The sequence below is a fragment of the Desulfosediminicola sp. genome (assembly GCF_048381775.1).
GTDB lineage: Bacteria > Desulfobacterota > Desulfobulbia > Desulfobulbales > Desulfocapsaceae > Desulfopila > Desulfopila ganghwensis.
The window spans coordinates 274101-300769 of sequence record NZ_JBLXGE010000005.1; the positions used below are offsets into that span (position 1 = coordinate 274101).

The following is a 26669-nucleotide window of genomic DNA, read 5'->3' on the forward strand; positions in this document are numbered from 1 at the left end:
GGCCTGTGTGCGTTATTTCAAAGTTCTCATCCCAATTTCAGGCAGCACACTATAGCCGCAACGATAATCACTTGCACCGATTTTATGAAAATAGATCATCTTCACCCACAAAGCATAAAAAAATCCCCGTCAGGTGCTCTTTTAGTTATACGCACCGAACGGGGATAAAATCAATACAGGGGCTGTACCACGATATGCAAAGCAGCCCTGAAAAAGCGCCTCCCAGCTAGAAACTTGAGATCCACTACACTTTTAGTGTGTGGGTCTCAAAAGCGACGAAGAAGAGCGGCCTGATCGACTCGCTGCAGATTTACCCGAGGAGGAGAGAGTCGTTAGCCAGCTCCTCCCCCTGCGACTGGTAAAATTTGGTAAGCAGATCCTTAACGGTAAGATTCTCCTTCTCCTTGCCTTTAAGGTCGAGAATTATTCTGCCCTGATGCAGCATGATCAGCCTGTTGCCGAAGCCGATGGCGTGTTTCATATTGTGGGTAATCATCAGGGTGGTGAGGTTCTGCTCACGCACGATATCCCGGGTCAGGTTGAGGATCTGATTGGCGGTTTTCGGGTCGAGGGCGGCAATATGCTCATCGAGCAACAGCACGTCCGGCCTGATCATGGTGGCCATCAGCATGGTCAGCGCCTGGCGCTGGCCACCCGAGAGCAGGCCAACTGTATCCAACAATCTCTCTTCAAGGCCGAGGCCAAGATGGGCGAGTTGTTCGCGAAACATCACCTTATCTTTCTTTTTCACTCCCGGTGCCAGGCCACGTTTCATGCCGCGGCGAACTGCCAGCGCCATATTCTGCATAATGGTGGCAGAAGGACAGGTACCGAGCAGTGGATCCTGAAAAACACGGGAAATAAACTTTGCCCGCTTATATTCGGGCCAAGCGGTCACGTCGGAGTTGTTAATGGTGATGGAGCCTGAGTCAGGAAAAAAAGAACCGGCAATACAGTTTAAAAGCGTCGACTTTCCCGCACCGTTGGAACCAATCACCGTGATAAAATCACCCTCTTCAATCTCAAGATTGATGTTGTTGAGGGCAAATACCTCGTTGACACTCCCCTTATGGAAGTATTTCTGAATGTTTTGTAAGGAAATCACCGCTCGATAAGTCTCTTCTTGATTTGGGGGGTAATCAACGCACAAATTACCAGCAGAGCGGTAATAAGGTTGAGATCACTGGGATTGAACTTAAATGAACCAAACTCGACGCCGAGTGCCATGGCAATCACCAGTCGATACAGCACAGAGCCAAGCAGGGCCGCAATAAACGCACGCAGGATGGTTTTGCAACCAAATACCGTCTCACCAATGATAACCGAGGCCAGGCCGGCGATAATGGTACCAATACCCATCCCCACATCAGCCGCACCCTGATTCTGGGCCACCAGGGCACCGGAAAGCGCCACCAGGGCATTTGACATGCCGACACCGAGGATGATGATGGTATGGGTGTTTACACCAAGACTGGTGATCATCTGGGGATTGTCGCCCGTTGCCAGTACAGCCTGCCCCAGCTCGGTGCCGAGGAACCAGACGATAAAGCTCACAACCAACACGGCAAACAGCCCGAAGACCAGAATTCCTGCGTATTGAGAAGGAACCCCCATGGCAATTACCGGATCAAAAACGGTATCGGCACCAAGCAGGGCCACATTCGGCCCGCTCATGATGCGGATATTGATCGAGTAGAGGGCAATCATGGTGAGGATAGAAGCCAGCAGATGCAAAATCTTGAACTTGGTATTCAAGACTGCGGTAATCATACCGGCCAGAAAACCGCCTGCCACTGCCAGAAGCAGAGACAGGTAAGGGTTCAGGCCACTGGTGATAGCCACCGCTGAGATAGAGGCCCCCAGCGGCAGGCTGCCATCGACAGTCAAATCAGGGAAATCGAGAATCCTGAAAGTCAGGTACACCCCGATAACCATGATGCCGTAGACCAGTCCCTGCTCTACGGCACCAAGTGCTGCATAAATTGTCATATTTCAGTACCGCTCACTATTCGTAAATCTTGGTCGCTTTCTGCAGCAGTGCCTCAGGTGGGGTTACACCCATCTGTGCGGAAGCTTTCGTATTGATGTGCAGCTGGAGATCTTTCTGGAACTCCACCGGGATGTCGGCCGGCTTCTCACCGCCGAGGATACGCTGGGCAACAGCACCTGTCTGGTAGCCATGCTTGTAGTAATCAAAGCCCATGGCCGCAATCGCACCACGCTCAACAGAGTCGGTGTCAGCACAGAAGATGGGCAGCTTGTTCTGAATACCAATTTTCAACACAGACTCAAGTGCCGAGATAATAGTATTGTCAGTCGGGATGAATATCGCGTCAACCTTGCCTATCAGACTTTTTGCAGCCTGGTAGACATCTGCGGTCTTGGCGGCAGTTGCTTCAACCACCTCAAAACCCATCTTCTCGCCAAGTTCCTTGATGCCTGCCACATTGGCCTTGGAGTTTGCCTCACCTGCGTTGTAGAGGATACCGAGCTTTTTCAGGTTCGGCATATAGGTGAGAACCATCTCGATATGCTTATCGAGCGGCAGCAGATCGGAAACACCGGTGGTCAATCCGCCCGGATGCTCAATATCTTTTACCAGACCAGCTGCAACCGGATCGGTAACCGCGGTGAAAAGATATGGCCGTTTCATGTTCTCAGGAGCCTTGGCATTCGCCTGAGCAACAGCCTGGGCAGAAGGGGTAGCAATTGCCATAAGGAGATCAGGATTTTCACCGATCATCTGCTGGGCGATCTGAGTTGCAGTTCCCATATTGGCCTGAGCATTATGAACGTTGTATTCCACATCAATATTATTTTCTTTCAGGTAATCCTGAAAACCCTTCAATACCGCGTCCAGAGCTGGATGCTCAACAAACTGGTTAACTGAAATTGTGTAGGTCTGGGCGCTGACACTCTGCGCCGCAAGGCCGCATATGGCAACCATGGCCAGGGCCGCGAACATAATCCGCTTCATATCTTCTCCTCCGTCAGGTAATCATAAAAATCTGCCGTAAATATCCGGAAAACATCCTCGACAATCACAACTTTCTCTGCCATTGACGATGATGTTTTTAACGCCGAACATCTATACCATTATTGTCTTTTTGGCAATGTTCCATTTACCCAAAATCTTTTCACAATCGCTGACAAAAGCCCAATTTACCGCAACAAAACATGTATTCACGCGCTGATACATCAGCCTTTAAAGCTATTCCGCATGGTTCTGAGCAGGGAAAAAATTTCTGCTCCCGATGCAGTTGAACCAGCCTCCGAAAACGGTTTGCGAATCGCATCACTTTTGCAACGCAAAAAAGGATTGGTCGCTTTTTCAGTCCCAAGTGATGAGGGAGTCGAATGCCGGCCGGAGATTTTGGCCTGCTGCACTCCTTCAAGGCGCCTGGTTATCTCCCGGTTAGATTGCTCAACCTGGGCTGCGAACCTCAGATTCTGCTCCGTGTATTCATGGCCGAAGTAGAGCAGCGTGTCATCAGGCAATGCACCGATTACATTATTGAGCGAAACGTACATCTGTTCGGCTGTACCTTCAAAAAGGCGGCCACAACCGCCACCGAACAGAGTGTCACCTGTGAAGAGCCTGTCACCGAACAGATAACAGATACTGCCGGTAGTATGCCCGGGCGTATGCAGAGCCCTGCCACTCAGTTTGCCTATGGTGAGGCTGTCGCCGTCTTTTAATTGCCTTGTCAAATGTGCAATACGCAATGCCTCATTCTCAAAACCGTAAACGGCAAGCCCGGGTTGCTCAGCCAGCAAATCTTCCAGCCCTGCTATATGATCATTGTGATGATGGGTGCAGAGTGCCGCGACCAACCGTACCCCACTCGCCTCAACCTCCCGCCAGACTGGATAGGCCTCTGTAGGGTCAATTACCGCCGCCTCGCCCGTTGCCTTGCAGATCAGCAGATAACTGAAATTATCATAGCCACAGCAGATAGTTCTGACCTTCATTTCATCGCTTTCAATTACATTATCTAAAGTCATTGGTACGCTGGTCCTCCTTGAGCCTGGAGCAGTTTCTTTTGCCCTTTGACGATTTTTGGTTATAGTCATGGGCTATCAATAGCCTGAAAATCTGATAATCAATATTCGTCCCCTGTGGAAAAACACCTTCAGCTACGTACCCTGCATAATTTACTGAGGCTGATATTCCCAACTATACAGGATCAAGGGACAACAGGCAGTACCGTTATTCACCTGAAATACTGCAAGGAAAGACAATGCGCTACAGACGTTTTGGCAAGACAGAGCTACAAATGCCGGTCATAAGTTTTGGCTGCATGCGCTCAATGCACAGCTGGACAGACACCAATTTCAACCAGATACCAGAAGACTCTACTACAACACTTGAATCTATTGTCCGCACTGCACTCTCCCATGGTATAAACCATTTCGAGACAGCCCGCGGGTATGGCTCATCGGAGAGACAATTAGGTCTGGTTTTGCCGAAATTTCAACGTGACAAATATATTCTGCAGACCAAAATCGGCCCCACAGATGACCCGGAAGAATTTACGGCCAACTTCCACGACTCCCTAGCGAGACTCCAGGTGAAGCATGTCGAGTTACTTGCCATCCACGGCATAAACGACCACCAGTCACTCTGGCAAAGCTGCCGGCCAGGCGGCTGCCTTGCTGCAGCCAGGAAGCTGCAGCAACAGGGAAAAGCCCTGCATATTGGCTTTTCCGGCCATGGCCCGCTTGACGTTATCCTGGAGGCTATCAACCATGAGCAAGACGGCGGCTTCGATTTCGTCAACCTGCACTGGTACTATATTTATAACGTTAATCAGCCAGCTATAGAGCGCGCGGCAAAACGCGACCTGGGAGTCTACATCATCAGCCCAACCGACAAGGGTGGTATGCTGCACAACCCGCCTGAGACGCTAAAAACGCTCTGTGAACCAATCTCACCTATTCTGTTCAATGACAGCTATTGCCTCAGCCAGCCAGGAGTCACCAGTATCAGTGTAGGCGCGAGCAGAACAAGCGATTTCGACGAACATCTCAAGGCAGCGGACACCACTGAGCGGACACCACTGGTGCTCGATATCATCCGAAAACTTGAAGAAAGAATGGTAGAGAAAACCGGTCATAGACGCCCTGAAGCAAACTGGGATGAACTGCCCCATTGGAAAAACTGCCCGGGCACAATCAATCTGCGCTTTATCCATTGGCTCTACAACCTGCGCCGTGGCTGGGATTTAGAGGAATTTTCCCGCACACGCTATGGGATGCTGAACAATGGCAGTGCCTGGGTTCAGGGCAATGATGCCTCATTTATAAAAGCTGTTAATTTTGAGGAAATCCAGCAAAAGTATCCCGCAATAACCGAGTTGTTTCTTGAACAACTGCATAATGCTCATGCACTTCTCAAAAACGGGTGAGAACCTACCTGAACTCCCCATATGAACATCATGGCTGAAAACAAAACCCCCCAGGTGAAGGGAGGGTCACCTGGGGGGTTTTAGGGGAGGAGAAGAAAGAATGCTTATCTGCTGAATCTAGAAGCGGTTGCCACCACCGCCCATCATGCCTCTGCCCATTCCGCCGCCTCTAGGGCCTCGTGGTCCTACGTACTGGTCAACTCCGGCAGCCTCGGCTTTTTCTGTTATACTGGTGCGCAGATCAAAAAGCTCGCCTGCCAGTTTGCTCGCCGCCGCGGGATCGGGGTTATCACTGTTAAGCAGCGCACGATGCTCTGCCTGCTTCATGACCATCTGTTTGCGGAGATCTGCGGTATCGTTGTAGAAAGCATCAAGCTTCTCTTGAGTGGCTGGATCTAACTGCTGATAGTAACCGCCCTGCTGACCACAGTAACAACCAGCCGGATTTCCACCACCTCGACCCCAACCTGCCATTGCCACTGTAGAAACTGCCAACCCGGATACCAGAACCGCTGCAATTATTTTCTTTTTCATAACCTGACTCCTTGCAACATAATTTGTCTTTCTCTCAGTTGATGCATAATGCGATCAACTGGCTTGACATTGCCTTTTCACTTCTTGCAGAATATAAAGCAAGTCATGTGCCACATCGACCACAAAGAGACTAACTAACTAATATATTGTTGTTTATAATTCAAAACACTATCCGTGCCAGTCTGCCAGCCCCTTGCTGCTGTATAATTATTACCCACCCGCATCCGGCTGGTGAATACTTTTTTTCCGGTCATATGGTTGAAATACAAACAGACTTCCAGCCTATTTCCTCCCATGGCAGACAAAGCCGCGCACACAGAAAGAATTAAAATGATATGTACATGATATATTTACTCAAAAACAACGTAAGGCCATTCTGCAATGGTATTTCTTTATTAGATACAATACGTTATAAGAAAGGTATATGCACATTTCGCAAGACCAAGAGACTATCAGATTAAGTAATTACTCTTTAAATTTGATTAACTGACCAGGTAACGGTATTTTTCTTTGCACAAGAAACAGCTTTTCACCTTGTTGCGAAGGCGAGCAAATTTTAAAGCAGGATGCCAGGCGATAGCAGGCAGATAATCTGAAAATACATTCAAAAAACATGACGATGCAAGATAACCTGCGCAAGTATACCAAAAAAATTCTTGCCGCAGCCTTGTGCGCCCAGAGTTACAACCCGTTAAAAAACTATTTCATTCCGCTTGGAATAGCAGTTGCGCTCCCTATACCGCTTGCTCTTGTTCTCTTTCACAGTACTCACCTGGTTGTTGATTCCGCAGCGCCAAGCGGAACTCTATCTTCCTTGCTCGCCATGCAACCGGAATATTGGCTGTTGCTTATCCCGCCACTCATCTCAGGCTGGCTGTTCGGCATAATCGGCACCTTATACCAGGAGAAATCAAGAAAAGTACTGGAAAAGGTTGAAATTCTAAACAGGAAAGCAATCCTCGATCCGCTCACCGGTATTAGTAACAGACGCTATTTTCTTGAGAATTTCTCAGAAGAACTCGCCCGTAACAGGCGTAAAAGAACACCGCTTTCACTCGTCTTTATCGATCTAGATCATTTCAAGTCTATCAATGACAGGTTCGGACACCAGGTTGGAGCCGAAATTCTCAGTGTAGCGGCGGAGCATCTGGTACAAAACTGCCGACCATACGACAACCTGGCCCGCTGGGAAGGTGAAGAGTTCATCATCCTGTTGCCTGATACTGATGAGAAAAAGGCTCTGGGCTTTGCAGAGCGCATTAGGAACAGCTTTCTTGAAGGACTGAATACCTCAATCCCCTTACGAGTTACAACCTCAATCGGTGTAGCACAGTATAGCCCCGGCGACAGCGTCGAACAGCTGGTGAAAAAAGCAGACAAAGCGCTCTATCACGCCAAGGCTGTGGGGCGAAATACCGCCATCGCCTGGAGTTCACTGCAGATAAACGTAGAGTCCGAAGATTCCCGGACAACTGTTGCGTAAAACACACAATATCGAAATTTTTTACACTCTATTGTGCACATTTGTGCGGGTTATCAGGCATTGCCCTTCTATTTCGCCCAGCGAACACACCCCCCACAGGCCTTTTTACCACGCCTTATCAACCACATAAAAATCTACCCCACATCAAACACTCTAACTCTCTGAAACTGGACCGCATTTTGCATTTCATGTTGCAAATGTACGTACGACACAATTGTTCTATTAAAATATAACGGATTACCTATAACTTACAGAATGAACACAGCTAATTCAATTGCAATGCAGCACGTTACGCGCCGCCCATCCATCACAGCACTGCTGAGCACGGCAACTGTATCACTCTTCACCTGGCTCATCGCCTTTGTCGTCACAATAGTGAGTTTGAGCCTTTCCCTGTTATTCGGAACCATTCGGGCAATAACCAGGCTTTCATTCAGATGTATTATCTATATACTGCTGGGAACGCTCTTTCTGCTTGGACTGGTGCTCGGTGCTATTTTGAGCATCATCACGCTGGGTGCAATCAGTCTCCCTTAGCCCTAGCTACGTCGACAGGATTACAAGGGCTACCCGGAAACGAACCGGATATCCAAGGAACATTCGGCCAGGCGTCATCTTTTCACAGCAGCCGATTACGCTGGTTACTCTTTTTTGATATCCCGGTGGTAAACGTGCAGTTTTAAAAGTTTTTCGCCAGCCAATTCCTCCGCGAGTCTCTCCACCACTGCAACTGATCTGTGATGGCCGCCGGTGCAACCAATTGCTACTTTCATTTCGGCCTTGCCTGCCTGCCTGTTCTGCTCAATCAGAAATTCAATCATCGGCAATAATTTTTCAAAAAAAGAACTACCGGAGACACTCTCGAGCACAAAGCTGGCGACATCTTTTTCCAAACCGTTGCGGTCTCGCATTGCTTTTTGCCAGTACGGGTTAGGGAGAAACCGCACATCCCAGACCATGGTGGCATCGTCCCCCGGTGAACCATACTTGAACCCAAATGAAAAAATGGTCAGCTCAAACTCTTCAGTCGTGCTCTCCCCACCCATGCGCTCGCCTCTTCTATTTTTAACGTGTGATTACAATTTTTTTTATATCAGCTGATTTCAATATCATATTTCATCAACATACCCAGAGCTCCGGCTATACTGAGCCGTGCCTTTCGTATTCGATTCTCGTCAGGATCTATCAGGTAATTCCATGATGTGGCAAGATCAGCTTTCTCAAGGTTTGTCCTGTTAAAAATGGCATCGGCAAGATCACAACTGGTAAAGACCGCCTCGGTTAAATCAGCCTGAGAAAAATCTACCTCCTGAAGGTTGGAATGACTGAATACCGTCTTTCTCAGGCTGAGGTTAAAAAATGAGGCGTGACTGAATATACAATTATCAAACATAACCGAGAGTAACAGATCGCTACATCTCTCGAACTGCACCCCGAGGAGCTTGCTCCCTTTGAATTTGACATCTCTCAGCACGGTACCTGCCAGCTTCACCATGCTCAGATTACACCTTTCAAATTCGCACTCCATGAACTTCATACCCATCAGGTCTGTAGCTGAAAAATCACATTCCACAAAGGTGCAATATTCATATGTACCCTTTTTCAGCCGGGTGCTGGTAAAGTCCCGTTTCTCAAAAAACTCTTCTTCACAGTACAACTCACCCATCCTTCTTTCACCGCTCCCTGCGATTTGACTCTACCTTACAAGCGTCCCCCCTGCCAGATGAAGCACCCGCGGTTGAACTTCTTTTCGACCTGCTACCTGACGAAATGTCACCGCCGGATAGCCAAGAGCGATTACGCTGTAGATCTCTTCATTACCTGCCATAGCAAGCGCAGCCCTGGCAGATGTGCTCCTCTTGACAGCCTCCACTGCAAAACCGATCAGGCAACTCCCTAACCCCATGGTATGGGCAGCGAGAAGGATATTCTGGGTGGCCAGCAGCGCATCTTCGGCAGGGCAACTCGCATCTTTTCTACCAGTCACCACAATCGCCGCAGTTGCCCCGTGGAAGAGGCGATCCACACCATCTTCATCCCACTCCCGAAGCGCTTCTGCAACCGACTGGTAATAATTTTGGTAATATCGGTTCAGAGCATCATTGGCAAAAAACTTTGCCAGCAGACGGTATAACGGGTTGGCCGCCTGGGAGTTGAGTTTGCGATAAAAGTCTGCGGTCAGGTTGCCGAGTGCTTCCACATCTGCCCGCGTCGGTAAAATAACAAAATCCCACGACTGACTGTTGGTGCCGGATGGAGCGGTGATACCGATCTTCACCAGATCTTCCAACAGGGCCGTTTCCACAGGCTGGCTGGTATACTTTCGACACGATCTCCGCGAACGCATCAACTGCACCAGAGAGGAGCAATCGCATTCCTCGGGCTTCAAAACCTTCAGCTTCTCAGGAAATGTCTGGAAATCAAGGATGGCCGACACACCTTCAACGCTTACCGCCTCCAACGGGCATATGGCCGCACAATGGCCGCATTCCATACAATCCTGGTCCTGCCCGTTGTCAAATACGGCCTTCTCCTTCTTCAACGCCAGCAACCGATGCGGGCAGACATCTACACAGAGAGCACAACCCGTGCATACCTCGCCATTAATAACTACACTGTCTATGTTTACAGGATTTTTCATTATCCTCTGTCGGAAAGTCGTAATAAATTCTGTCAACCCGGATTTCCCATGAGTATTTTGCCGGAAATTGATGTATTCGGGTTAAGCGCTTGCCAATAAAAATTATATGGTACACAATACCCACCCTGCGAACTATTAACAAGTTTCCATGGTTACGCCACTTGCTCAAACAGAGGGCTGCCATTTCACTACTTTTCGTAAACAGCGGAACACCGTTGAGGCGATAGATAATGCATAACATCCTGCGGCACTGGAAGCGCCGATATAATTACAGCGAAGTGATCAAAGTGTGCCTGCCGCTGGTGCTGGGTATGTCTGCCACCACGGTAATGGAGTTCACCGACCGCGCCTTTTTAAGCAATTACAGTATAGAGGCAATTTCCGCCGCAGTCCCCGCTGGTATTACTGCATTTCTGTTCATCGCTTTCTTTGGGGGCGTGGGCAGCTACGCCGGCGTGTTCATCGCCCAGTATTACGGCAGCGGTGCAAATGACAGAATCGGCAAAGTACTCTGGCAAGGCATTTACTTTACCCTCTTTTCAGGCCTGGTTTTCTGGCTGCTGGCGCTCTTCGCCACCCAACCGATATTCGCCCTGGCCGGACATGAACCGGCGGTACGCGAACTTGAGGAGATCTATTTTTCCATACTCTGCAAGGGCGCTGTCCTGCAGGTGGCCGCAAACACTCTGGGAACATTTTTTACCGGCCGGGGAATCACCCGGCCGGTGATGCTGATAACCTTCGCCTCTGTCCTTCTCAATATTCCGCTCAACTACGCACTCATTTATGGCCGTTGGGGATTGCCTGAGATGGGCATCACCGGCGCAGGTATCGCCACTGTACTTGCCTGGGGAGTCAATGCGCTGATCCTGGCCGTACTGATTTTCTGCAGAAAAGACAATTGCAGATTCGGGATTTTCAGCGGCTACAGACTCAATACAAAGCTGTTTAAAAGACTTTTGCACTATGGCATTCCGGGCTCGTTGCAGTTCACCCTCGACATCCTGGCCTTTACTCTCTTTATTCTTTTAGTGGGCCGCATAGGTACTCTTGAACTTGCCGCCACCAACATCGTACTTTCCATCAATGCCGTGGCCTTTATGCCGTCCATGGGCGTCAGTCATGGGGTAAGCATCATGGTGGGCCAGGCGCTGGGCAAGGGAAAACCAATCCTCGCCAAGAGGGCAATCTGGTCATCGATTCATCTTTTAATGCTCTACATTCTGTTCATTGATCTGCTCTTTATCTTCTTCCCTGAACAGGTGCTGAGCCCCTTCATCCATGGTGAGCGGGACACGGAATCTGTGGCTGCCATCATGACGACTGGAGCGGCCCTGTTAAAGATTATCTCCATCTACCTACTGCTGGACGCGCTCTATATGGTGTTTAGCGGAGTTTTGAAAGGTGCGGGCGATACCCGTTTTATTATGGTGAGTGTGGGGATTTCTTCCCTGGTCTGCCTGGTGCTGCCCGTCTATCTCGGCATCACCAGGTTCGGTATGGGAATTACCGGAGCCTGGTCCTGTGTCCTGCTGTTTGTAGTAGCCCTGTTTCTACTCTCTGCCGGGCGATATCTCACCGGGAAATGGCAACATATGCTGGTGATTGAAAAAGAAGCACGACATAAAAAAACGGATTGAGCCTGAATGCATCCGGCCCAATCCGCCATCATGAATTGCAGAAGTTTGAAATTCACATCGTAACTCATTGGCGATCAGGCTGAAAATGTGCTGAACATTTCCAATGAACTCTGCAGGATATCCAGGTTGAACGGTTTATTGAGTGTGCCGGCGAAACCGTAATCAGCATAATCGGTCATCACGGGATCTGTGCCGAGTCCGCTGGAAACAATGACCCGTGCTGCGGGATTAATGGCCAGGATTTCCCGGGTAGCTTCTTTGCCCCCCATCCCTGCCGGAACCATCAGGTCCATTATGACCAGATCGTATGGTTCACCGTCGCGGAACTTCTGCTGATATTCTGTGACTGCCAGTTCACCTTCCTCAACCAGGGTTGCCTGGTAGCCAAGGTAACTCAACATGTGACAGGTTATCTCTCCAACCATCTCCTCATCATCCAGAATGAGGACTTTACCTTTGGTGCTTATATTCGACAATTCAATATTCTCCCACTATTTTCCACTCTTCTCCCCCGGAGAAAAAGCAGCAGGGATACTATGCCAGATGTGTTTGATTCCAGTCAATAAAATTAGCTTGAAACAGAGCAGAAATTCGATTTATCCAGCCTTTGCAGCAGGCCGGTTTTTTCTAGGTGAGATGAAATATGGTAAGCTGCCAGAAGCAGGAGTTTGCTAAAATTCATGGACCTGAACATCAAACATAAAATCCACAGGGAGCTTCTCGGGCCCCGTCTGGTGGAGATCTTTGACACCAGGGAAAGCCGCTTTCTCTATTTCGGTGGGAAGTACCTGCAGTCTCAGATGCTGCACAACGAACCGGAGCGGCTTGCACTGGTCTATACACGCTACATGGTCTCGGCGCTATTGCTGCTCCCGGAACTTCGCCGGGTACTGATCATAGGCCTTGGCGCTGGCTCACTCATACATTTCCTACGCCATCATTTCCCTGATTGCCATATTGATTGCGTTGACCACTCGAAACGGATTATCGAGATCGCCGAGGATTTTTTTGAGGTAAAGGAATGTGACCGGGTGGCCATTCATTGTTGCGACGGCAGGGAGTTTCTGGCCTCGCCCCCTTCACCTTTACCGTATGATCTCATCCTCATTGACGCTTTCGATGAAGAGGGCATGGCCACAGGAATCTATGAAGCTTCATTTTTCACGCTCTGCAGTGACAGATTACACCCGGATGGCGTGGCCAGCTTCAATATCTGGCACAACAAAAAGACTGTCATTTCAAGCGTAATCAGGGGGCTGCAGAGTAGTTTTCCACACAACTACCTGCTGCCAATACCTTACAGGGGCAATGTTATCGCCAATATGCTGCACAAGCCAATTGCCTGGCAACGGTTATTGCCCGGAAAAGCACAGTCCAGAAACCTCCAGGAGAAATACCAGATAGAATTCAACACCATCGGCAAGCTGGCAATCAGAAAAAACATGAAACTGCCAGCACGCTTACGCTGGTTTCTGCGATACCTCTGACATCCACTCCCCTCTCCCCTAACTCCTCTCTTCATTTCTTACAATTGGTATCACAACATATTCCCGATGTTGTCTGCTGCCCCTTCTCTTATGCGTTCCAGTTGATCATGGAGATCGGCGATCTCTTTCGACCAGTAGGCATGGGTGCCAAAGTCGTCCACCACCCGGGTCATACCGTCTGCTGCCACCTGATGGGCGCACCAGGCCATATAATGAACAAATCGCATGGCTCTGAGCGGCTCGATCATCCTGAAAGAGCGACGGTCGAAACGTCGGAAGGTTTCATACCCTTCAAGAAGAAGATCCATCTCGACGAAAGCATCCTCGAGGGTTCCCGGTAACAGCATCCAGATATCCTGCACCGGCGGGCCCATGACCATGTCATCGAAGTCTATCAGGTAAAACGACTCTCCCGGCCGGTAGATAAAGTTGGCAAAATGACAGTCACCATGAATACGGATAGGCTGGACTCCTTCAAATACCGGCTCTATCTCAGCGATAATTTCCTCAATAACCCGCTTCAGGGCAGGTTGTGTTTCGGGCGGCACCTGTCCGGAAGCAAGCAGATAATCGAGCTGCTGTCTGGTGGATTCAGTAGGGGACATAATCGGCCGACTACGTGACTGTTTTCTCTCTCCAATAGCGTGAACACGACCAAGCAGCCGGCCAAGCTGCAGCCACTGCTCGTCATCAAATTCATCGACACTGCGGCCGCCACGCTTTGGAAACACTGCAAAATTCGCACCTTCGTGATTACCGAGGGTCTCGCCATTTTTCAGCGGCAGCGGAGCGATAACCGGAATTTCCTCCGTTGCAAGCTCAGCCAGGAACTCATGTTCCTCTTTGAGCGCTTCGGTGGACCAGCGACCGGGACGATAGAACTTCACCACCAGACCATTGCCATCGTCCTGCTCAAGCTCGTAGACCCTGTTAATATAGCTATTAAGTGGACGAAACAGGTTGGTCAGTTCAACACCGAGATGTTTCTCAACCAGGCCGAGCACCAGGTCCGGGCCCAGATCGTGAAAGATGTGGTCTTCATATTGAGTTATCTGCATATCGCTCCCAGCCTGCACTGGCTGTTGTTTTTTTATTGATCACCGGAAAGATTAATCTATGTTATATGGTATTTCCCAAACAGTAGATTAACACATCGTTACCTTTATCACCGGTAAATCGTAATGCCCCAGGTCCCGGAAAAATACATGCCACCACCAGCGCACCAGCTGCCTCTTCAGGAGAATGGGATTGTCGCCACATCCGGATATTGCCGGAAATGTAAAGTGATTCATGGTCTTCCCATGGGCAGAGCACAGTACCATTGCCAGGAATTGATACACCATTTTCAGCAGAATGAAACCATCGATCTTGACTTCGACAAAGAATCAACAGTAACGGGCAGAGCCGAGAGGCAGCTCTCCACCGACTACCTTTTCGGTAGAGCACGGGGCAAGATGTTCGGGGTACTCGAATGCCTTGACACCGAGGGTACAACCGTCATTATTCGGGCCTTTTCAGGCCAGTACAATGGCGAGTGGAGCGTAGCCGGCTGGGCACCTCCCCTGTTTGATCTGACTGAATTCAAAAACACCAACAACCCGGTTGAACGGCAGATAAAGGCACTTGGAACGCAGATGGAGGGGCTGGAACACGGTTCAGAAGAGTGGCGCACACTCCGCCAGATGAGACGGAGCATGTCCCGCCAGTTGATGAAGGATCTTCATGGGCTGTATCAACTTCACAATTTTCGTGATCAGGTTGTCAGCCTCAGCAAAGCCTATGCAGGTGAAAACGGTATCCCCACCGGCACTGGTGACTGCTGCGCGCCGAAATTACTTAACCACGCAGCCCGAATGCGGCTGACCCCGGTTTCCATCGCGGAATTTTACTGGGGACTTGATAATAAATCCAATACCCGCCATCATGGCCGCTTTTATCCTTCATGCAGGGAAAAGTGCCAGCCGATACTCGGCTACCTGCTCTGCGGAGCGCAGGAAAGTGACAAAGGTGAAAGAGCAGCGAACAAGGGCTATACAGGTGGCAATGATATACGGTGATATAGAAATAGTCGATGAAGACCAGCAACTGGTGGTGATCAACAAGCCCGGCGGGCTGCTGTCCGTGCCCGGCCGCGGCGCCGATAAGCAGGATTGCGTCACCAGCCGGTTGCGGCAGATCTATCCGGAAATGATCGAGCAACCATCGGTACACAGGCTCGACATGTACACCTCCGGCCTGATGGTTGTCGCTATTACCCGGGAAGCGCACCGACATCTCAACCGGCAGTTTGAACAGCGACTGGTCGACAAGGAATATACAGCGCTGCTGGATGGAGAGATCCAACATGAATCCGGTGAAATCGAGCTTGCCTTTAGGGTGGACCTGGACAACCGCCCCCTGCAGATGTATGACCCTGTTCATGGTAAAATGGGTACCACGCGCTGGAGCCTGATTGGCCATGAGAATAACCGCAGTCGGGTGCATTTCATCCCCCTTACCGGCCGTACTCACCAGCTCAGAATCCATGCTGCCCATGAACTTGGCCTTGGTTTTCCAATAGTTGGTGACAGTCTTTACGGCAGGGGCGTTGATGGCGACCGAATGCTGCTCCATGCCAGTATGCTCAGCTTTATCCACCCCGTTTCCGGAGAACGATTGAGCTACACCTCAACACCACCCTTCTGAAATCAGAAGAGAGCAGCCTCTCTCCCTCATTCGCCCATTCTCAGGGCTGTCGGCGCATATATCACGTGCAGGTACAATTTGACCCTTATCAAATTATTATGTTACGATGGAGCATCAGCCTGACAAGCAAAAAGATCACAAATTATCTTTCTTGGATATATGCTGTAACGGAGAAGAGATCATGCTTAGTGCGCTCCCCTCTCAGAAACTTCAGGCCTTAGTGGTTATCATGTGCGCACTCAGCGGCAATCCTGCTGAAATGGAGTCGACCTCAGCCGGGAAAACCACCCTTGATGTGTGGTTCCATGCCGGGCAGGAAGCCGAACGCGAGATTATTCAGGAGCAGGTTATCCGTTTCAACGAAAGCCGGAAAACGGTGGAAGTGAACCTCACCTTTATCCCCGAACGCGACTACAATGCCCAGATCCAGGCCGCAGCAATGGCTGACGATTTGCCGGATGTACTCGAGTTTGACGGCCCGTACCTCTACAACTATGTCTGGCAGAACCACCTGCTCCCCCTCGACGACTATATCCCGCAAAAAATCAAAGAGGACCTGCTCCCCTCCATCATCGCCCAGGGAACCTACCAGGGCAGCCTGTATTCTGTGGCGACTTTTGACTCGGGGTTGGGACTTTATGTCAATAAAGACATGCTCGAGGCCATTAATGCCAGGATCCCAACCTCGGCCGGCGATGCCTGGACCATTGATGAGTTCAACACCATCCTGACCAGACTCTCTGATGAAGACCCGGACGGTGCAGTGCTTGATCTTAAGCTGAACTATAGCGGAGAGTGGTACAGCTATGCCTTCTCCCCTGTTCTGCAGTCTGCCGGAGCCGACCTGATAAACCGGGAGACCATGTTCGCCACCGGCGTACTGAACAGCGACTCTGCAGTGACTGCCCTGAAGTATATACAAAACTGGGTAGCGCAGGAATTGGTGGACTACAACACCGACGATGCCGCCTTTACCACTGGCAGAGTGGCAATCTCCTGGGTTGGCCACTGGGAATACGACCGCTACTCCAAAGCGCTTGGTGAAAAACTCGCCATTGTTCCCCTCCCCGATTTCGGCAGCGGCAGCAAAACCGGTCAGGGCTCGTGGAATTGGGGCATCACCAAAGCCTGCAGTAACCCGGATGCAGCGATTGACTTTTTAAGTTTTCTACTGGAAACGGACCAGGTTCTCGCCATGGCTAATGGTAATGGTGCTGTCCCGGCCACCAAAGACGCCATCGCCAAATCAGATCTCTATGGCCCGGACGGACCACTTCACCTCTTTTCCGAGCAGCTACTGGAAGGCTACTCAGTTCCGCGACCACGTACCCCCGCGTACCCGATAATCTCTTCAACCTTTCAGAGCAGCTTTATGAAAATCATCAACAAGGCACCAATACAGGATACCCTGGACCGGGCAGCGAAGCTGATAGACGAAGACATTGAGGATACGGGATACAAGTCTGTCATAAAGTAGACTCGCCGCAATGGAGGTGCTTCACTTCGCACTATGCTTCCTGGAGCGTTTTTTGCGTAACAACCATGAAAAAACCACCTCCGCCCTCTGGTCGGGCGGTAACATTCAGCACATTTTTTTTTACAGCTCCGGCACTCACCGGGCTTACCATTTTCGTGCTGCTGCCGTTCGTGCTGGCAATTATCCTGTCACTGACCAACGTGCGGCTCGGCTCACCAGTACCATCAGAATTTGTTGGCCTGCGTCAGTATCAGCGAATCCTCTCCGACCCCACCTTCCGACAGGCTATTATCAACAATAGCCTCTTTGCCGCAGTGGTTGTTCCCCTGCAGACCATCTGCGCCCTGTTGCTGGCCCTGATGCTGAACACCCCGCTTCGCGGTATGGCAGTCTTCAGGACACTCTTTTTCATGCCGGTGATTTTCCCACTCTCGCTGGTGGCTGTAATCTGGGTGCTTATCCTGGCACCGGGTCCGGACGGGATGCTGAACAGCTTTCTGGAATATGTCACTTTCGGTCACTGGCAACCAAAAAATTTTCTGCGAGACCCATATCTCGCCCTGCCCTCAATAATGCTCACCTCAATCTGGCAGGGCGTCGGCTTCCAGATGATCATTATCCTGGCCGGACTTCAGGCTATACCCCAAAACCTTTACGAAGCAGCCGCAGTCGATGGAGCCAATCGGCTGCAGCAGCTTTTCCGCATCACCTTACCCATGCTCCGTAATACCCTGTTGTTCGTGATCCTGGTCACCACCATTCTCTCCTTCCGGCTCTTCGATCAGGTACAGGTGATGACCAGAGGTGGACCCAACGACGGTTCAACCACCGTTATGTATGAAGCAGTGCAGACCGCCTTTGTGCGTTTACAAATAGCAAAAGGATCTGCAATGACCGTGATACTTTTTCTCATCGTGTTGCTGCTCACGCTCATGCAGCGCTATCTGGTTCGGCGCAGTACGTTGGCTAATAAATCCGGATCGGGAGAGCATAATTCATGAAAAGAAAGACAACTCATCTACTGCTTCGCTATAGCGTGATAATTGTACTTGGTATCAGCGCCACCGTCTTTATCTCCCCGCTGCTGGTAATGCTGATCGGCAGCCTGAAACCCGATGATAAGGTATTGATTGAATCAGGGTCCCTGCTCGCTTTCCGGCCCACCGGGGCCAGTCTGCAAAACTATCGTGATGTCTTCAGGCGTGCCGACTTCCTGCGATATTGCCTGAACTCACTCTATATCACAACCACAGTGGTAGTGGTGGGGCTTGCCATCAACTCCATGGCAGGCTATGCCTTTGCCAGACTCCGCTTCAGAGGCCGAAAGCTGCTCTTTGCTGCCGTGACCGCAATCATGATCATCCCGCTGGAAGCCATCGCCGTGCCGCTCTTTTACCAGGTCACCATGCTCGGCTGGCGCGACACCTACCTGGTGCAGATTCTCCCTTTCGTGGCCAACGCTTTTTCCATCTACCTCTTCTACACCTTTTTCCTTGAACTGCCCCGTGAGTTTGAAGAGTCCGCCTATATTGACGGGGCTGGACTTTTCAGGACATTTTTCGCCATCATTCTGCCAAATTCCAAACCGGTTTTCGCCACCGTAGCCATTCTTACCTTTCTCTCGCACTGGTCCGTTTTCCTCTGGCCTTTAATGGTGACCAGCGGTGAGAGAGTACGACCGCTACCGCTTGGCATTGCAATGTTTTATACCCTGCCCCCTCTGCAATGGGGAGATATCTTCGCCTTCAGCGTAATGATGGTACTGCCGGTACTTGTTGTTTTTCTCCTGTTCCAGGGCTGGTTTGTGCGTGGCGTGGCAGCCACTGGAATTAAAGGGTAAATCCATGTCCAGGGTTGAATTCAAAGAGGTAACAAAGATATTCGAGCCCGACACCTGTGCCTTGAATGATTTTTCACTCACCATCAGGGATGGTGAGTTTATGGTGCTGGTTGGGCCGTCAGGCTGCGGTAAATCCACAGCCTTGCGCCTTTTGGCAGGCCTTGAGCAATGCAGCAGCGGAGAGGTATCTATAAATGGGCAGCGCGTCAACGAACAGACGCCCCAGGAGCGAAACGTCGCCATGGTTTTTCAGAATTACTCGCTCTATCCGCACATGAACGTTCGAAAAAACCTTGAATTTCCGCTAAAAGTACGGGGGTATGGCCGGGACCAGATACGGAAAAGAGTTGTAGAGGCCGAGAGAATATTATCGCTTGGTGAGCTGATGAACCGTAAACCTGCTCAACTTTCGGGCGGCCAGAGTCAAAGGGTTGCCATGGGCAGGGCCATCGTTCGTGAGCCCACGGTTTTTCTGATGGATGAGCCGCTCTCAAACCTCGACGCCAAACTCAGGGTACAGATACGGCGTGATATTGTTTCGCTGCAGCAGAACATGGGCACCACCACACTCTACGTCACCCATGATCAGGTCGAAGCCATGACACTCGGCCATCGGGTGGCCATACTCAGCGGAGGGGAACTCCAGCAGGTCGCCAGCCCTGCAACACTCTATAACCGCCCGGCCAACATTTTTGTGGCAGATTTCATAGGCACTCCCGGCATGAACCTGTTCCAGACTCATCTTGGGCATACGGCAGACGGCCTACCTGGGATTTACTGGAACAGCACCGTGCTCCCCTTACCACGCCAATTGAGTAAGGTACTTGACCCGGCAGGAATGCAGCCGGGTGATGCGCTTATCTGCGGGCTGCGGCCGGAGTCGTTTCGGTTGCCCAAAACGACAGAGGCCGCAACCGGTCAGGTTGAGATCACCATAACCGGTCGTGAACTCCTCGGGCATGAAACCCTTCTCTACTTCTCTTCACCGAAGAGCACCGTCGCCGAGCCAACCGAGACCCTTCAGCAACACGTCATGGCCGCCCGACTGCCAGGCAATCTCCACCAGCTACCGGAAAAGATCCTCCTGGCACCGGATCTGACACAGCTGCACCTCTTTAACCTGCAGGGCGTGCGACTTGAATCACACCCCGAGCATTCATCACTCTCCTGAAATTCTATTGAGTTACCGTTGGCATGCTGGTTACAATTCGGGGTAAAAACGTTGCCGGGCCGAAATAATACGACACACCACCGGCCGATATTGCAAGAAAACTGAAGGAGTGAAATGATAGGTGCCAGCCACACCCGCCAGTAAGAACCTATCATACAACAGGCCAATGGGTGAAGAAGATGGATGGAATAGCCCTTCGCTTCTGGTATAGTTGTGCCATGAAAAGCAATTGGAATTATCAGGATATCATCGACCTTGAGTACTTTTTGCAGCGTGACGTCAAAGTCCGTACCGAAGAACTGCAAAAACGGGACCGTGAAATATATTTGCAGCAGGCCAAGACCAACGATGAGCCAGGCGGATTAACCGAACAAACCGATCCCCCCGCTCTGTTAAAGTTTTGGCTGGATGCCCGTCGAAAAACGTCGCCCGCAGATACAATTCTACCTGGAAATTACGCTGCGGAGGCCCATGGACTGCTGCGGATTCTGCTTATACTTCTCGGGCTTTTTATCGGCAGCTCAGCAGGCTTTGCTTTTTTTGGCTATTCCGGTTCTACCCCAATAAATGTACTGAATTTTCTGGTTGTCTTCGTATTCAGCCAGCTGGTAATGAGCCTGCTTCTACTTTCGCGGGGATTATTTGCCAAACTGGGGAAGAGAAGCGCTAAGCTGTCAAATACCCTATCCTTTCAGTTTGTTGCTACAGCTGTTGCCCGTCTGGGTGCTTGGCTGCTGCGCCGCAATGAACAGGAAATGGACGCTGAAAAACGCCTTACCATGCAGGCCGCACTTGGCAGAATTCAAGCCACAGACAGCATCTACAGGGGTATATTCTACTGGCCTCTGTTTCTGGTCGTACAGCTTTTCGGAATATGCTTCAATTTCGGGCTGCTGGCAGCAACCATGCTGAAAATTGCAGTCAGCGATATCGCTTTCGGCTGGCAGTCCACCTTGCAGTTTTCTGCCCAGTCTCTCTATAATTTCATAAGTTGGCTGGCTCTCCCCTGGTCCTGGTTTCTCCCGGCCCCGATCGGGCATCCCGGTCTCAGCGAAATAGAAGGCAGCCGCATAGTTTTGAAGGAAGGTATCGTTAACCTGCAGACACCAGATCTGGTATCATGGTGGCCATTTTTGCTGCTTTCGGTTCTGTTCTACGGGCTGTTTACCCGACTGCTGTTTTATGCCTGGGGTAAATTCTCCGCCCAACGTGCTGCAAAACGCCTCAAATTCGATACCCCGTCAGCTCGACAGATAGTGCGACGCATGAAAACCCCGGTGGTACGCACCCAGGCCGGACCTGAGTCTGATGCATTCACAGCTACACACGCAATCGAACCAGCAGATCTTGAGGTTCCCAGGCAGGAACCTCAAGATCTGCAACCAACTACTTTACTGCTGCCAGATGAAATTCATGATTCTTGTGATCGGCAGCAACTGGCTCACATTCTGGAGCAGGAAGGCCTCACCATAGCTGACACCCATCGCTTTATGGCCGATTACGAAAAAGACCAGCAACTGTTGAAAAAATTCCACCAATCCGAGTGGGCCGATTCTGCCGGAATCACTATTATACAAGAAGCATGGATGCCACCACTGGTGAGCTTTTTAAGCTATTTAAAAGAAATGCGTGGCGCAGTCGGTTCCCTGCCCATAACGATCCGATTGACCGGCAAGCCGGACACCACCTCGATTTTCACGCCAGTGAGCGACGAACTCAGTCTCAAAGTGTGGCAGCAAAAACTCGATACCCTGGGCGACCCGTATATGGAAATCCGGCCGCTGATTGAGGAATAATGACTGATAAAACAAATAGTTCAAATTCTCTTGCAGCACCGGAAATCGCCCTGCTCGGTCACCCGAACGAGGGCAAATCTTCGGTGCTTTCCACCCTTGCCGAAGATGATTCTGTACGGGTCAGCGCAATTCCTGGCGAGACCACTCAGTGCAGGACCTTTCCTGTGGTGATCGACGGGCGGGAACTCCTTCGCTTTACCGACACTCCAGGCTTTCAAAACCCTTTGCGGGTGGTGGCAGAGATGCGTAAGATCGCTGCTGTCAGCAGTGACGCCGTACGTGATTTCCGGGCGCAATTCAAAGATGTCCCCGAACTTCGAGACGATATCGAGCTGTTGCTACCGGTTGAGCGGGGAGCCGGCATTATTTATGTGGTTGATGGCTCCCGGCCGGTGCGCAATGTGGACAGAGCAGAAATGGAGATCCTCCGCCTCACCGGCAGGCCGCGCATGGCCATCATCAATTGCAAGAACGACGATTTCAGCCAGCTCGACAACTGGAAGAACGAGTTTCGCAAAAACTTTAACTCCAACCGGGTATTCAACGCCCACCGCGCCACGTATGCAGAACGCATCCTGCTGTTTGAAGCGCTGAAATCTATTGATCAGGACTGGCAGCCAACCCTGGATGGAGTGGTCCGTGCTTTTCGCAGAGACTGGGAAGCACGAACTGAAGCGACAGTGGATATCCTGCTTGAGTTGCTGACCGAGTGCCTCAATTACTCTGTCTCCGCCGGGCTTGGTGAAAAAACTGAAGACCAGAATCTAGCCCAGCAAAAATTGCTGCACAAGTACCGCAGTTCCATCGCCAGCAAGGAACGCAAAGCCCACGAACAGATTCGCGCCCTGTTCAAACACAATATTTTCAACTACCAGTTACCACCGCACTCCATCCTCAACGAAGATCTTTTCAGCGAGAAGACCTGGCACCTGCTGGGGATGAGTAAGAAACAGGTCGCTATCGCCGGTGCCGTTGGTGGAGCCGTGGTCGGAGCCAAACTCGATATACTGGCAGCCGGACTCTCCTTCGGGGTATTTACCGGCCTGGGAAGTGCGGCAGGTGCCATCGGTGCACTTGCCGGTGGCAAAAAATTGAGTAAAATAAAAAATGTTCTCGGCCTCAATCTGGGTGGTGAACAGCTGAAAATCGGGCCTGCCACCAATATCAGCCTGATGCTCATACTCATCAACAGGGCTCTGCTCTTTTACCAACACACCATCAACTGGGCCCATGGGCGTCGGGACTATCAGTCACCGCAGCAATCGCGTGATCTGGCCGTACCGGAAACAGCCGGTTCAGAAGGCTTCACCACTGCCTGGCCGGCTGAGAATGTACGTGTCTGCAAGGCATGGTTTTCTGCCGTGACCGGCGAGAAAAACAATATTGCCGAACATGGTCTGAAGCTCTCACAAATTCTCAAAAGTGAAATGATGCGCATCTCTAACAGCGACAGTGATAACCACGCCATTAAGTAGATGGATCTTATTATGGAACAGACAATCACCACCGAAGCAAAACCGATCAAGCTCTGGCTTCCGGATATCGATACCGACACTCTCCAACAAGCCAAAAACCTTGCCAATCACCCCGGGCTGGTGGGCCATGTCGCCATCATGCCGGATGCCCATGTTGGCTATGGCATGCCAATCGGGGGTGTCGCAGCCACCAAGGATATCATTATTCCAAACGCTGTCGGAGTCGATATCGGCTGTGGTATGTGTGCAGTACAAACTTCACTGCATAACATCGGCAGGAAAGAACTGAAAAACATTCTGGCCGGTATCAGGCAGCAGGTGCCGCTCGGCTTCAAGCACCATAAAAAGGCCCAGCCTCCTCACTATATGCCCAAACCTCCCGGGGGAATGACCCTGCGCGATCTGCCAATCGTTTCGAGGGAATATAGTAGCGGCAGGTGCCAGGTCGGCACTCTCGGTGGAGGCAATCATTTTATAGAGATCCAGAAAGGTGATGATGGTTATATCTGGTTGATGATCCACTCGGGCAGCAGAAATATCGGCTACCAGGTGGCCAATCATTACAACAAACTGGCTATCGAATACAACAAGCAGCAGGGTATGATCGTGCCCCCGAACTGGCAACTTTCTTTCCTGCCCATCGACTCCCCCCAGGGCCGCCTCTATCTTGCTGAAATGAGATACTGTGTGGATTTTGCATTATGTAACAGACGACTGATGATGGAACGGGTCATCGACGTAATGCAACAGTTTTGTCCGCCGGTGCATTTCTCTGGAATGATCAATGTAGCTCATAATTACGCTGCTTTCGAGCAACATTTCGGTCAGGAGGTCATCGTCCACCGCAAGGGGGCGACACGGGCCGGAGCCGGTGAAACCGGCATCATCCCCGGGTCACAGGGGACATCCAGTTATATAGTCAGCGGCAGAGGAAACCCCGATAGCCTCTCTTCCTGCTCCCATGGTGCCGGTCGAAGGCTCGGTAGAAAGCAGGCCCAGAAAAGCCTTGACCTCGCGGAGGAGGTCAAGCGACTGGACAGGCAGAATATCCTCCACACCATTCGCAGTAAACGCGATCTCGACGAGGCCGCAGGAGCATATAAAGATATTGAGGAAGTCATTTCCCAGCAGCAAGATCTCATCGAAACAGAAACCAGGTTGCAACCATTGGCTGTAATTAAAGGTTAACTCAATATTTCACGGTCCTTGCGCCAAAACTTCCAACCGGATAGCCCCTGCAATGATTTGAAATTATTACTATTAATCTAAACCTCTCTGTGCAGTTCCGCACCCCGTGCTTTTTTGCACCCCCTGTGCATTTCTCTCACCCTTTGCCTTTATTCGCACAATCGACCATTTAGCCAAACCACCCTGTGCTTTTTTGCACGTCGTATTGTTGCCATAATTCCCAAATGCATCCCCCCCTTGCAACTACTCAATTTTTAACTCGTACTTACAGACATTTAACCCCCAAGACTCAACTCACGCACCTCAATGGCACTTTAATTGCTATCTAGCGGCAAGATACGTCGCCTTTGCCAGATAAGTGTTTTCTGGAAAGGCCGAGGAATAGATAGTTGCATTTTAAAAAATTGGGTTTCCGAATCGCCCTGAACAAAAGAGGAGTGTCTCATGTCAGCTACATTTTACCCATATGTGGGTGCGTTTATCTGGATCAGTATTCTGCTAGTTTTAGGTGCCTTTTTACGTGCCAAAATCCCTTTCCTGCAAAAAGGGCTCATCCCATCAGCGCTGATTGGCGGTATCATCGGTTTCATCCTGATGAACACAGGACTCATCGGTATGCCTACTGCAGAAGGCTGGATAACTATCGTTCCTTCCGTCTTCGGCGTTCTTGTTTTCCATCTCTTTGCCTTTGGTTTTGTCGGTATTGGCCTTATGCAGCAGAGTAAATCCACTACCAGTGATGAAGGTACGAGTTGGCTACGTAGCGGTGCTCTGTGGATGGCACTCATCTACTGCCTGGTATACGCAATTCAGTCCCTTACCGGTAAAACTGTATTCGAACTGTACAGGCTGGTTGTTGGTGGAGATTTCTTTACAGGGTTCGGTTACCTCATCGGCTCCGGATTTTCCCAGTCCCCTGGCGCTGCTCACGCCTTCGGTACCATCTGGGAAGGTGAGTACGGTATAGTAGGTGCCAGCAGTGTTGGTCTCGCCTTCGGCGCCATGGGCTTTCTCTGCGCTATCTGTTTTGGTATTCCACTTGCCAACCGCGGTATCAAAAACGGCTGGATTTCTGAAAAAACTGCTGCCACCCTTCCTGAATCCCTGCGTAAAGGTATGATGGGCAAAGGCGAGTCTGAAAATTGTGCCAACACAACCACGCACCCTGCGAATATTGATAACTTCGCCTTTCATATTGCAGTAATGGCAGCTCTCTATGCTGTTGGTTACATGTTTGCCCTTGCATGGTCAGTCAATTTTCCACCGGGAGTCAGTGGCCTTGGCTTTGGGCTGCTCTACACCTGGTCGATGATCGCTGGTATCATCACCCGTAAGACGCTGGATAAAATCGGCAACATTCATATCCTCGACCCGGCTACCACCCGTCGTATTACCAGCTCCACTATCGATTATATGATTTGTGCCGTATTTCTGGGTATCTCGATGAGTGATATTCAGGCGATCCTGGTGCCATTCATCATCACTGTCATAGTTGCCGGTTCCCTGACCTACCTCGCCATCATGTACTTTGCCCGCCGTATGCCGGAATATGGCTTTGAGCGTGGCCTGGCGATACTTGGTTGCTACACCGGCACCGTCGCCTCGGGTATGCTGCTTCTTCGTATTGTTGATCCTGAGTTCAAATCCCCTGCTGCAGTTGAACTCGCGATTATGAATGTTTTCATTCTGCCTATCATTCAGATAGTCTACCTGAACCTTCCTTTTGTTCCATCAGAGGGTTCAATGATGCTGCCGATATTTGTTGCCTACCTGATTTTGATGCCGATTGCGCTCTACACCCTGCGCTTCGTCAAACAACGTATCTGGTAACAAGATTGAACATA

Annotated in this window: 25 protein-coding genes; 15 read left to right on the forward strand and 10 right to left on the reverse strand. The window is 50.5% G+C overall.

Going from position 1 to position 26669, the window contains the following annotated elements; translation table 11 throughout:
- Nucleotides 1–310: 310 nt before the first annotated feature.
- The 4 genes from ACN5NT_RS10570 to gloB all read right to left on the reverse strand — a co-directional run bounded on the left by ACN5NT_RS10570 (nucleotide 311) and on the right by gloB (nucleotide 4005).
- Nucleotides 311–1105: an ABC transporter ATP-binding protein gene (locus tag ACN5NT_RS10570; RefSeq protein WP_136796380.1), complete on the reverse strand. Its 795-nt coding sequence runs from the start codon at nucleotides 1103–1105 to the stop codon at nucleotides 311–313.
- The gene (locus ACN5NT_RS10575; RefSeq protein ID WP_136796379.1) at nucleotides 1102–1989 is read right to left on the reverse strand and encodes an ABC transporter permease; all 888 of its coding nucleotides are present in this window, start codon (nucleotides 1987–1989) and stop codon (nucleotides 1102–1104) included. Before ACN5NT_RS10575 ends, ACN5NT_RS10570 begins: the two co-directional genes overlap by 4 nt.
- A gap of 16 nt (nucleotides 1990–2005) precedes the next feature.
- A complete protein-coding gene (locus tag ACN5NT_RS10580; protein ID WP_136796378.1) occupies nucleotides 2006–2977 on the reverse strand; it encodes an ABC transporter substrate-binding protein in 972 nt (323 codons plus the stop codon).
- Between the two features lie 221 nt (nucleotides 2978–3198).
- Complete coding sequence (gloB, locus tag ACN5NT_RS10585) at nucleotides 3199–4005, reverse strand: hydroxyacylglutathione hydrolase (protein WP_419175416.1); 807 nt, start codon at nucleotides 4003–4005, stop codon at nucleotides 3199–3201.
- A 236-nt stretch (nucleotides 4006–4241) separates the two neighbouring features.
- Between gloB and ACN5NT_RS10590 the strand changes: the two genes are divergently transcribed.
- Nucleotides 4242–5408 carry an aldo/keto reductase gene (locus ACN5NT_RS10590; RefSeq protein WP_419175417.1) on the forward strand — a complete coding sequence of 389 codons (1167 nt, stop codon included), beginning with the start codon at nucleotides 4242–4244 and terminating at the stop codon, nucleotides 5406–5408.
- 117 nt (nucleotides 5409–5525) lie between these two features.
- Here ACN5NT_RS10590 and ACN5NT_RS10595 read toward each other — a convergent pair whose 3' ends face one another.
- Nucleotides 5526–5942, reverse strand: coding sequence for a Spy/CpxP family protein refolding chaperone (locus ACN5NT_RS10595; protein WP_136796375.1), 417 nt, complete (start codon nucleotides 5940–5942; stop codon nucleotides 5526–5528).
- Nucleotides 5943–6555: 613 nt separating this feature from the next.
- Here ACN5NT_RS10595 and ACN5NT_RS10600 point away from each other — a divergent pair.
- Together ACN5NT_RS10600 and ACN5NT_RS10605 are read left to right on the forward strand one after the other, a co-directional pair.
- Nucleotides 6556–7425, forward strand: coding sequence for a GGDEF domain-containing protein (locus tag ACN5NT_RS10600; RefSeq protein ID WP_419175418.1), 870 nt, complete (start codon nucleotides 6556–6558; stop codon nucleotides 7423–7425).
- 255 nt (nucleotides 7426–7680) lie between these two features.
- A complete protein-coding gene (locus tag ACN5NT_RS10605) occupies nucleotides 7681–7962 on the forward strand; it encodes a hypothetical protein (RefSeq protein WP_419175419.1) in 282 nt (93 codons plus the stop codon).
- A 104-nt stretch (nucleotides 7963–8066) separates the two neighbouring features.
- Here the strand turns inward: ACN5NT_RS10605 and ACN5NT_RS10610 are convergent, their stop codons facing one another.
- Genes ACN5NT_RS10610 through ACN5NT_RS10620 form a run of 3 tightly spaced genes read right to left on the reverse strand, consistent with a single transcriptional unit; the run spans nucleotide 8067 to nucleotide 10066 of the window.
- Nucleotides 8067–8471 (reverse strand): RNase adapter RapZ, encoded by a 405-nt coding sequence (locus ACN5NT_RS10610; protein WP_136796372.1) that lies wholly within the window; start codon nucleotides 8469–8471, stop codon nucleotides 8067–8069.
- A gap of 47 nt (nucleotides 8472–8518) precedes the next feature.
- Nucleotides 8519–9091, reverse strand: a complete 573-nt coding sequence (locus ACN5NT_RS10615; protein ID WP_419175420.1) for a pentapeptide repeat-containing protein — start codon at nucleotides 9089–9091, stop codon at nucleotides 8519–8521.
- A gap of 30 nt (nucleotides 9092–9121) precedes the next feature.
- Entirely contained in the window at nucleotides 9122–10066 is a 945-nt protein-coding gene (locus ACN5NT_RS10620; RefSeq protein ID WP_419175421.1) for a nitroreductase family protein, read from the reverse strand.
- A 230-nt stretch (nucleotides 10067–10296) separates the two neighbouring features.
- On the opposite strand from ACN5NT_RS10620, the gene ACN5NT_RS10625 reads away from it, so the two are divergent.
- Entirely contained in the window at nucleotides 10297–11706 is a 1410-nt protein-coding gene (locus ACN5NT_RS10625; RefSeq protein WP_419175422.1) for an MATE family efflux transporter, read from the forward strand.
- Nucleotides 11707–11780: 74 nt separating this feature from the next.
- Here the strand turns inward: ACN5NT_RS10625 and ACN5NT_RS10630 are convergent, their stop codons facing one another.
- Nucleotides 11781–12182, reverse strand: a complete 402-nt coding sequence (locus ACN5NT_RS10630) for a response regulator (RefSeq protein ID WP_136796368.1) — start codon at nucleotides 12180–12182, stop codon at nucleotides 11781–11783.
- Between the two features lie 204 nt (nucleotides 12183–12386).
- Between ACN5NT_RS10630 and ACN5NT_RS10635 the strand changes: the two genes are divergently transcribed.
- Nucleotides 12387–13193: a spermidine synthase gene (locus tag ACN5NT_RS10635; protein ID WP_419175423.1), complete on the forward strand. Its 807-nt coding sequence runs from the start codon at nucleotides 12387–12389 to the stop codon at nucleotides 13191–13193.
- A gap of 50 nt (nucleotides 13194–13243) precedes the next feature.
- On the opposite strand, the gene ACN5NT_RS10640 is transcribed toward ACN5NT_RS10635, so the two are convergent.
- Nucleotides 13244–14251 (reverse strand): serine/threonine protein kinase, encoded by a 1008-nt coding sequence (locus ACN5NT_RS10640; protein ID WP_419175424.1) that lies wholly within the window; start codon nucleotides 14249–14251, stop codon nucleotides 13244–13246.
- Nucleotides 14252–14398: 147 nt separating this feature from the next.
- Here ACN5NT_RS10640 and ACN5NT_RS10645 point away from each other — a divergent pair, with 147 nt between their 5' ends.
- From ACN5NT_RS10645 to ACN5NT_RS10690, 10 genes are all read left to right on the forward strand, one after another.
- The gene (locus ACN5NT_RS10645; protein WP_419175425.1) at nucleotides 14399–15250 is read left to right on the forward strand and encodes a hypothetical protein; all 852 of its coding nucleotides are present in this window, start codon (nucleotides 14399–14401) and stop codon (nucleotides 15248–15250) included.
- Nucleotides 15237–15878 (forward strand): RluA family pseudouridine synthase, encoded by a 642-nt coding sequence (locus tag ACN5NT_RS10650; RefSeq protein ID WP_136796364.1) that lies wholly within the window; start codon nucleotides 15237–15239, stop codon nucleotides 15876–15878. Before ACN5NT_RS10645 ends, ACN5NT_RS10650 begins: the two co-directional genes overlap by 14 nt.
- A gap of 181 nt (nucleotides 15879–16059) precedes the next feature.
- Nucleotides 16060–17355, forward strand: coding sequence for a sugar ABC transporter substrate-binding protein (locus tag ACN5NT_RS10655; RefSeq protein WP_167495696.1), 1296 nt, complete (start codon nucleotides 16060–16062; stop codon nucleotides 17353–17355).
- 65 nt (nucleotides 17356–17420) lie between these two features.
- Entirely contained in the window at nucleotides 17421–18356 is a 936-nt protein-coding gene (locus ACN5NT_RS10660; RefSeq protein WP_136796362.1) for a carbohydrate ABC transporter permease, read from the forward strand.
- Nucleotides 18353–19195: a carbohydrate ABC transporter permease gene (locus ACN5NT_RS10665; RefSeq protein ID WP_419175426.1), complete on the forward strand. Its 843-nt coding sequence runs from the start codon at nucleotides 18353–18355 to the stop codon at nucleotides 19193–19195. Before ACN5NT_RS10660 ends, ACN5NT_RS10665 begins: the two co-directional genes overlap by 4 nt.
- Before the next feature lie 4 nt (nucleotides 19196–19199).
- Nucleotides 19200–20366, forward strand: a complete 1167-nt coding sequence (locus ACN5NT_RS10670) for an ABC transporter ATP-binding protein (RefSeq protein ID WP_419175427.1) — start codon at nucleotides 19200–19202, stop codon at nucleotides 20364–20366.
- A 179-nt stretch (nucleotides 20367–20545) separates the two neighbouring features.
- Nucleotides 20546–22162: a DUF2868 domain-containing protein gene (locus tag ACN5NT_RS10675; protein ID WP_419175428.1), complete on the forward strand. Its 1617-nt coding sequence runs from the start codon at nucleotides 20546–20548 to the stop codon at nucleotides 22160–22162.
- Entirely contained in the window at nucleotides 22162–23637 is a 1476-nt protein-coding gene (locus tag ACN5NT_RS10680) for a GTPase/DUF3482 domain-containing protein (RefSeq protein ID WP_419175429.1), read from the forward strand. Before ACN5NT_RS10675 ends, ACN5NT_RS10680 begins: the two co-directional genes overlap by 1 nt.
- Before the next feature lie 12 nt (nucleotides 23638–23649).
- Complete coding sequence (locus ACN5NT_RS10685; protein ID WP_136796357.1) at nucleotides 23650–24825, forward strand: RtcB family protein; 1176 nt, start codon at nucleotides 23650–23652, stop codon at nucleotides 24823–24825.
- Between the two features lie 444 nt (nucleotides 24826–25269).
- On the forward strand, nucleotides 25270–26655 hold the full coding sequence (locus ACN5NT_RS10690) for a sodium/glutamate symporter (protein ID WP_136796356.1): 1386 nt from the start codon (nucleotides 25270–25272) through the stop codon (nucleotides 26653–26655).
- The last annotated feature ends 14 nt before the right edge of the window (nucleotides 26656–26669 follow it).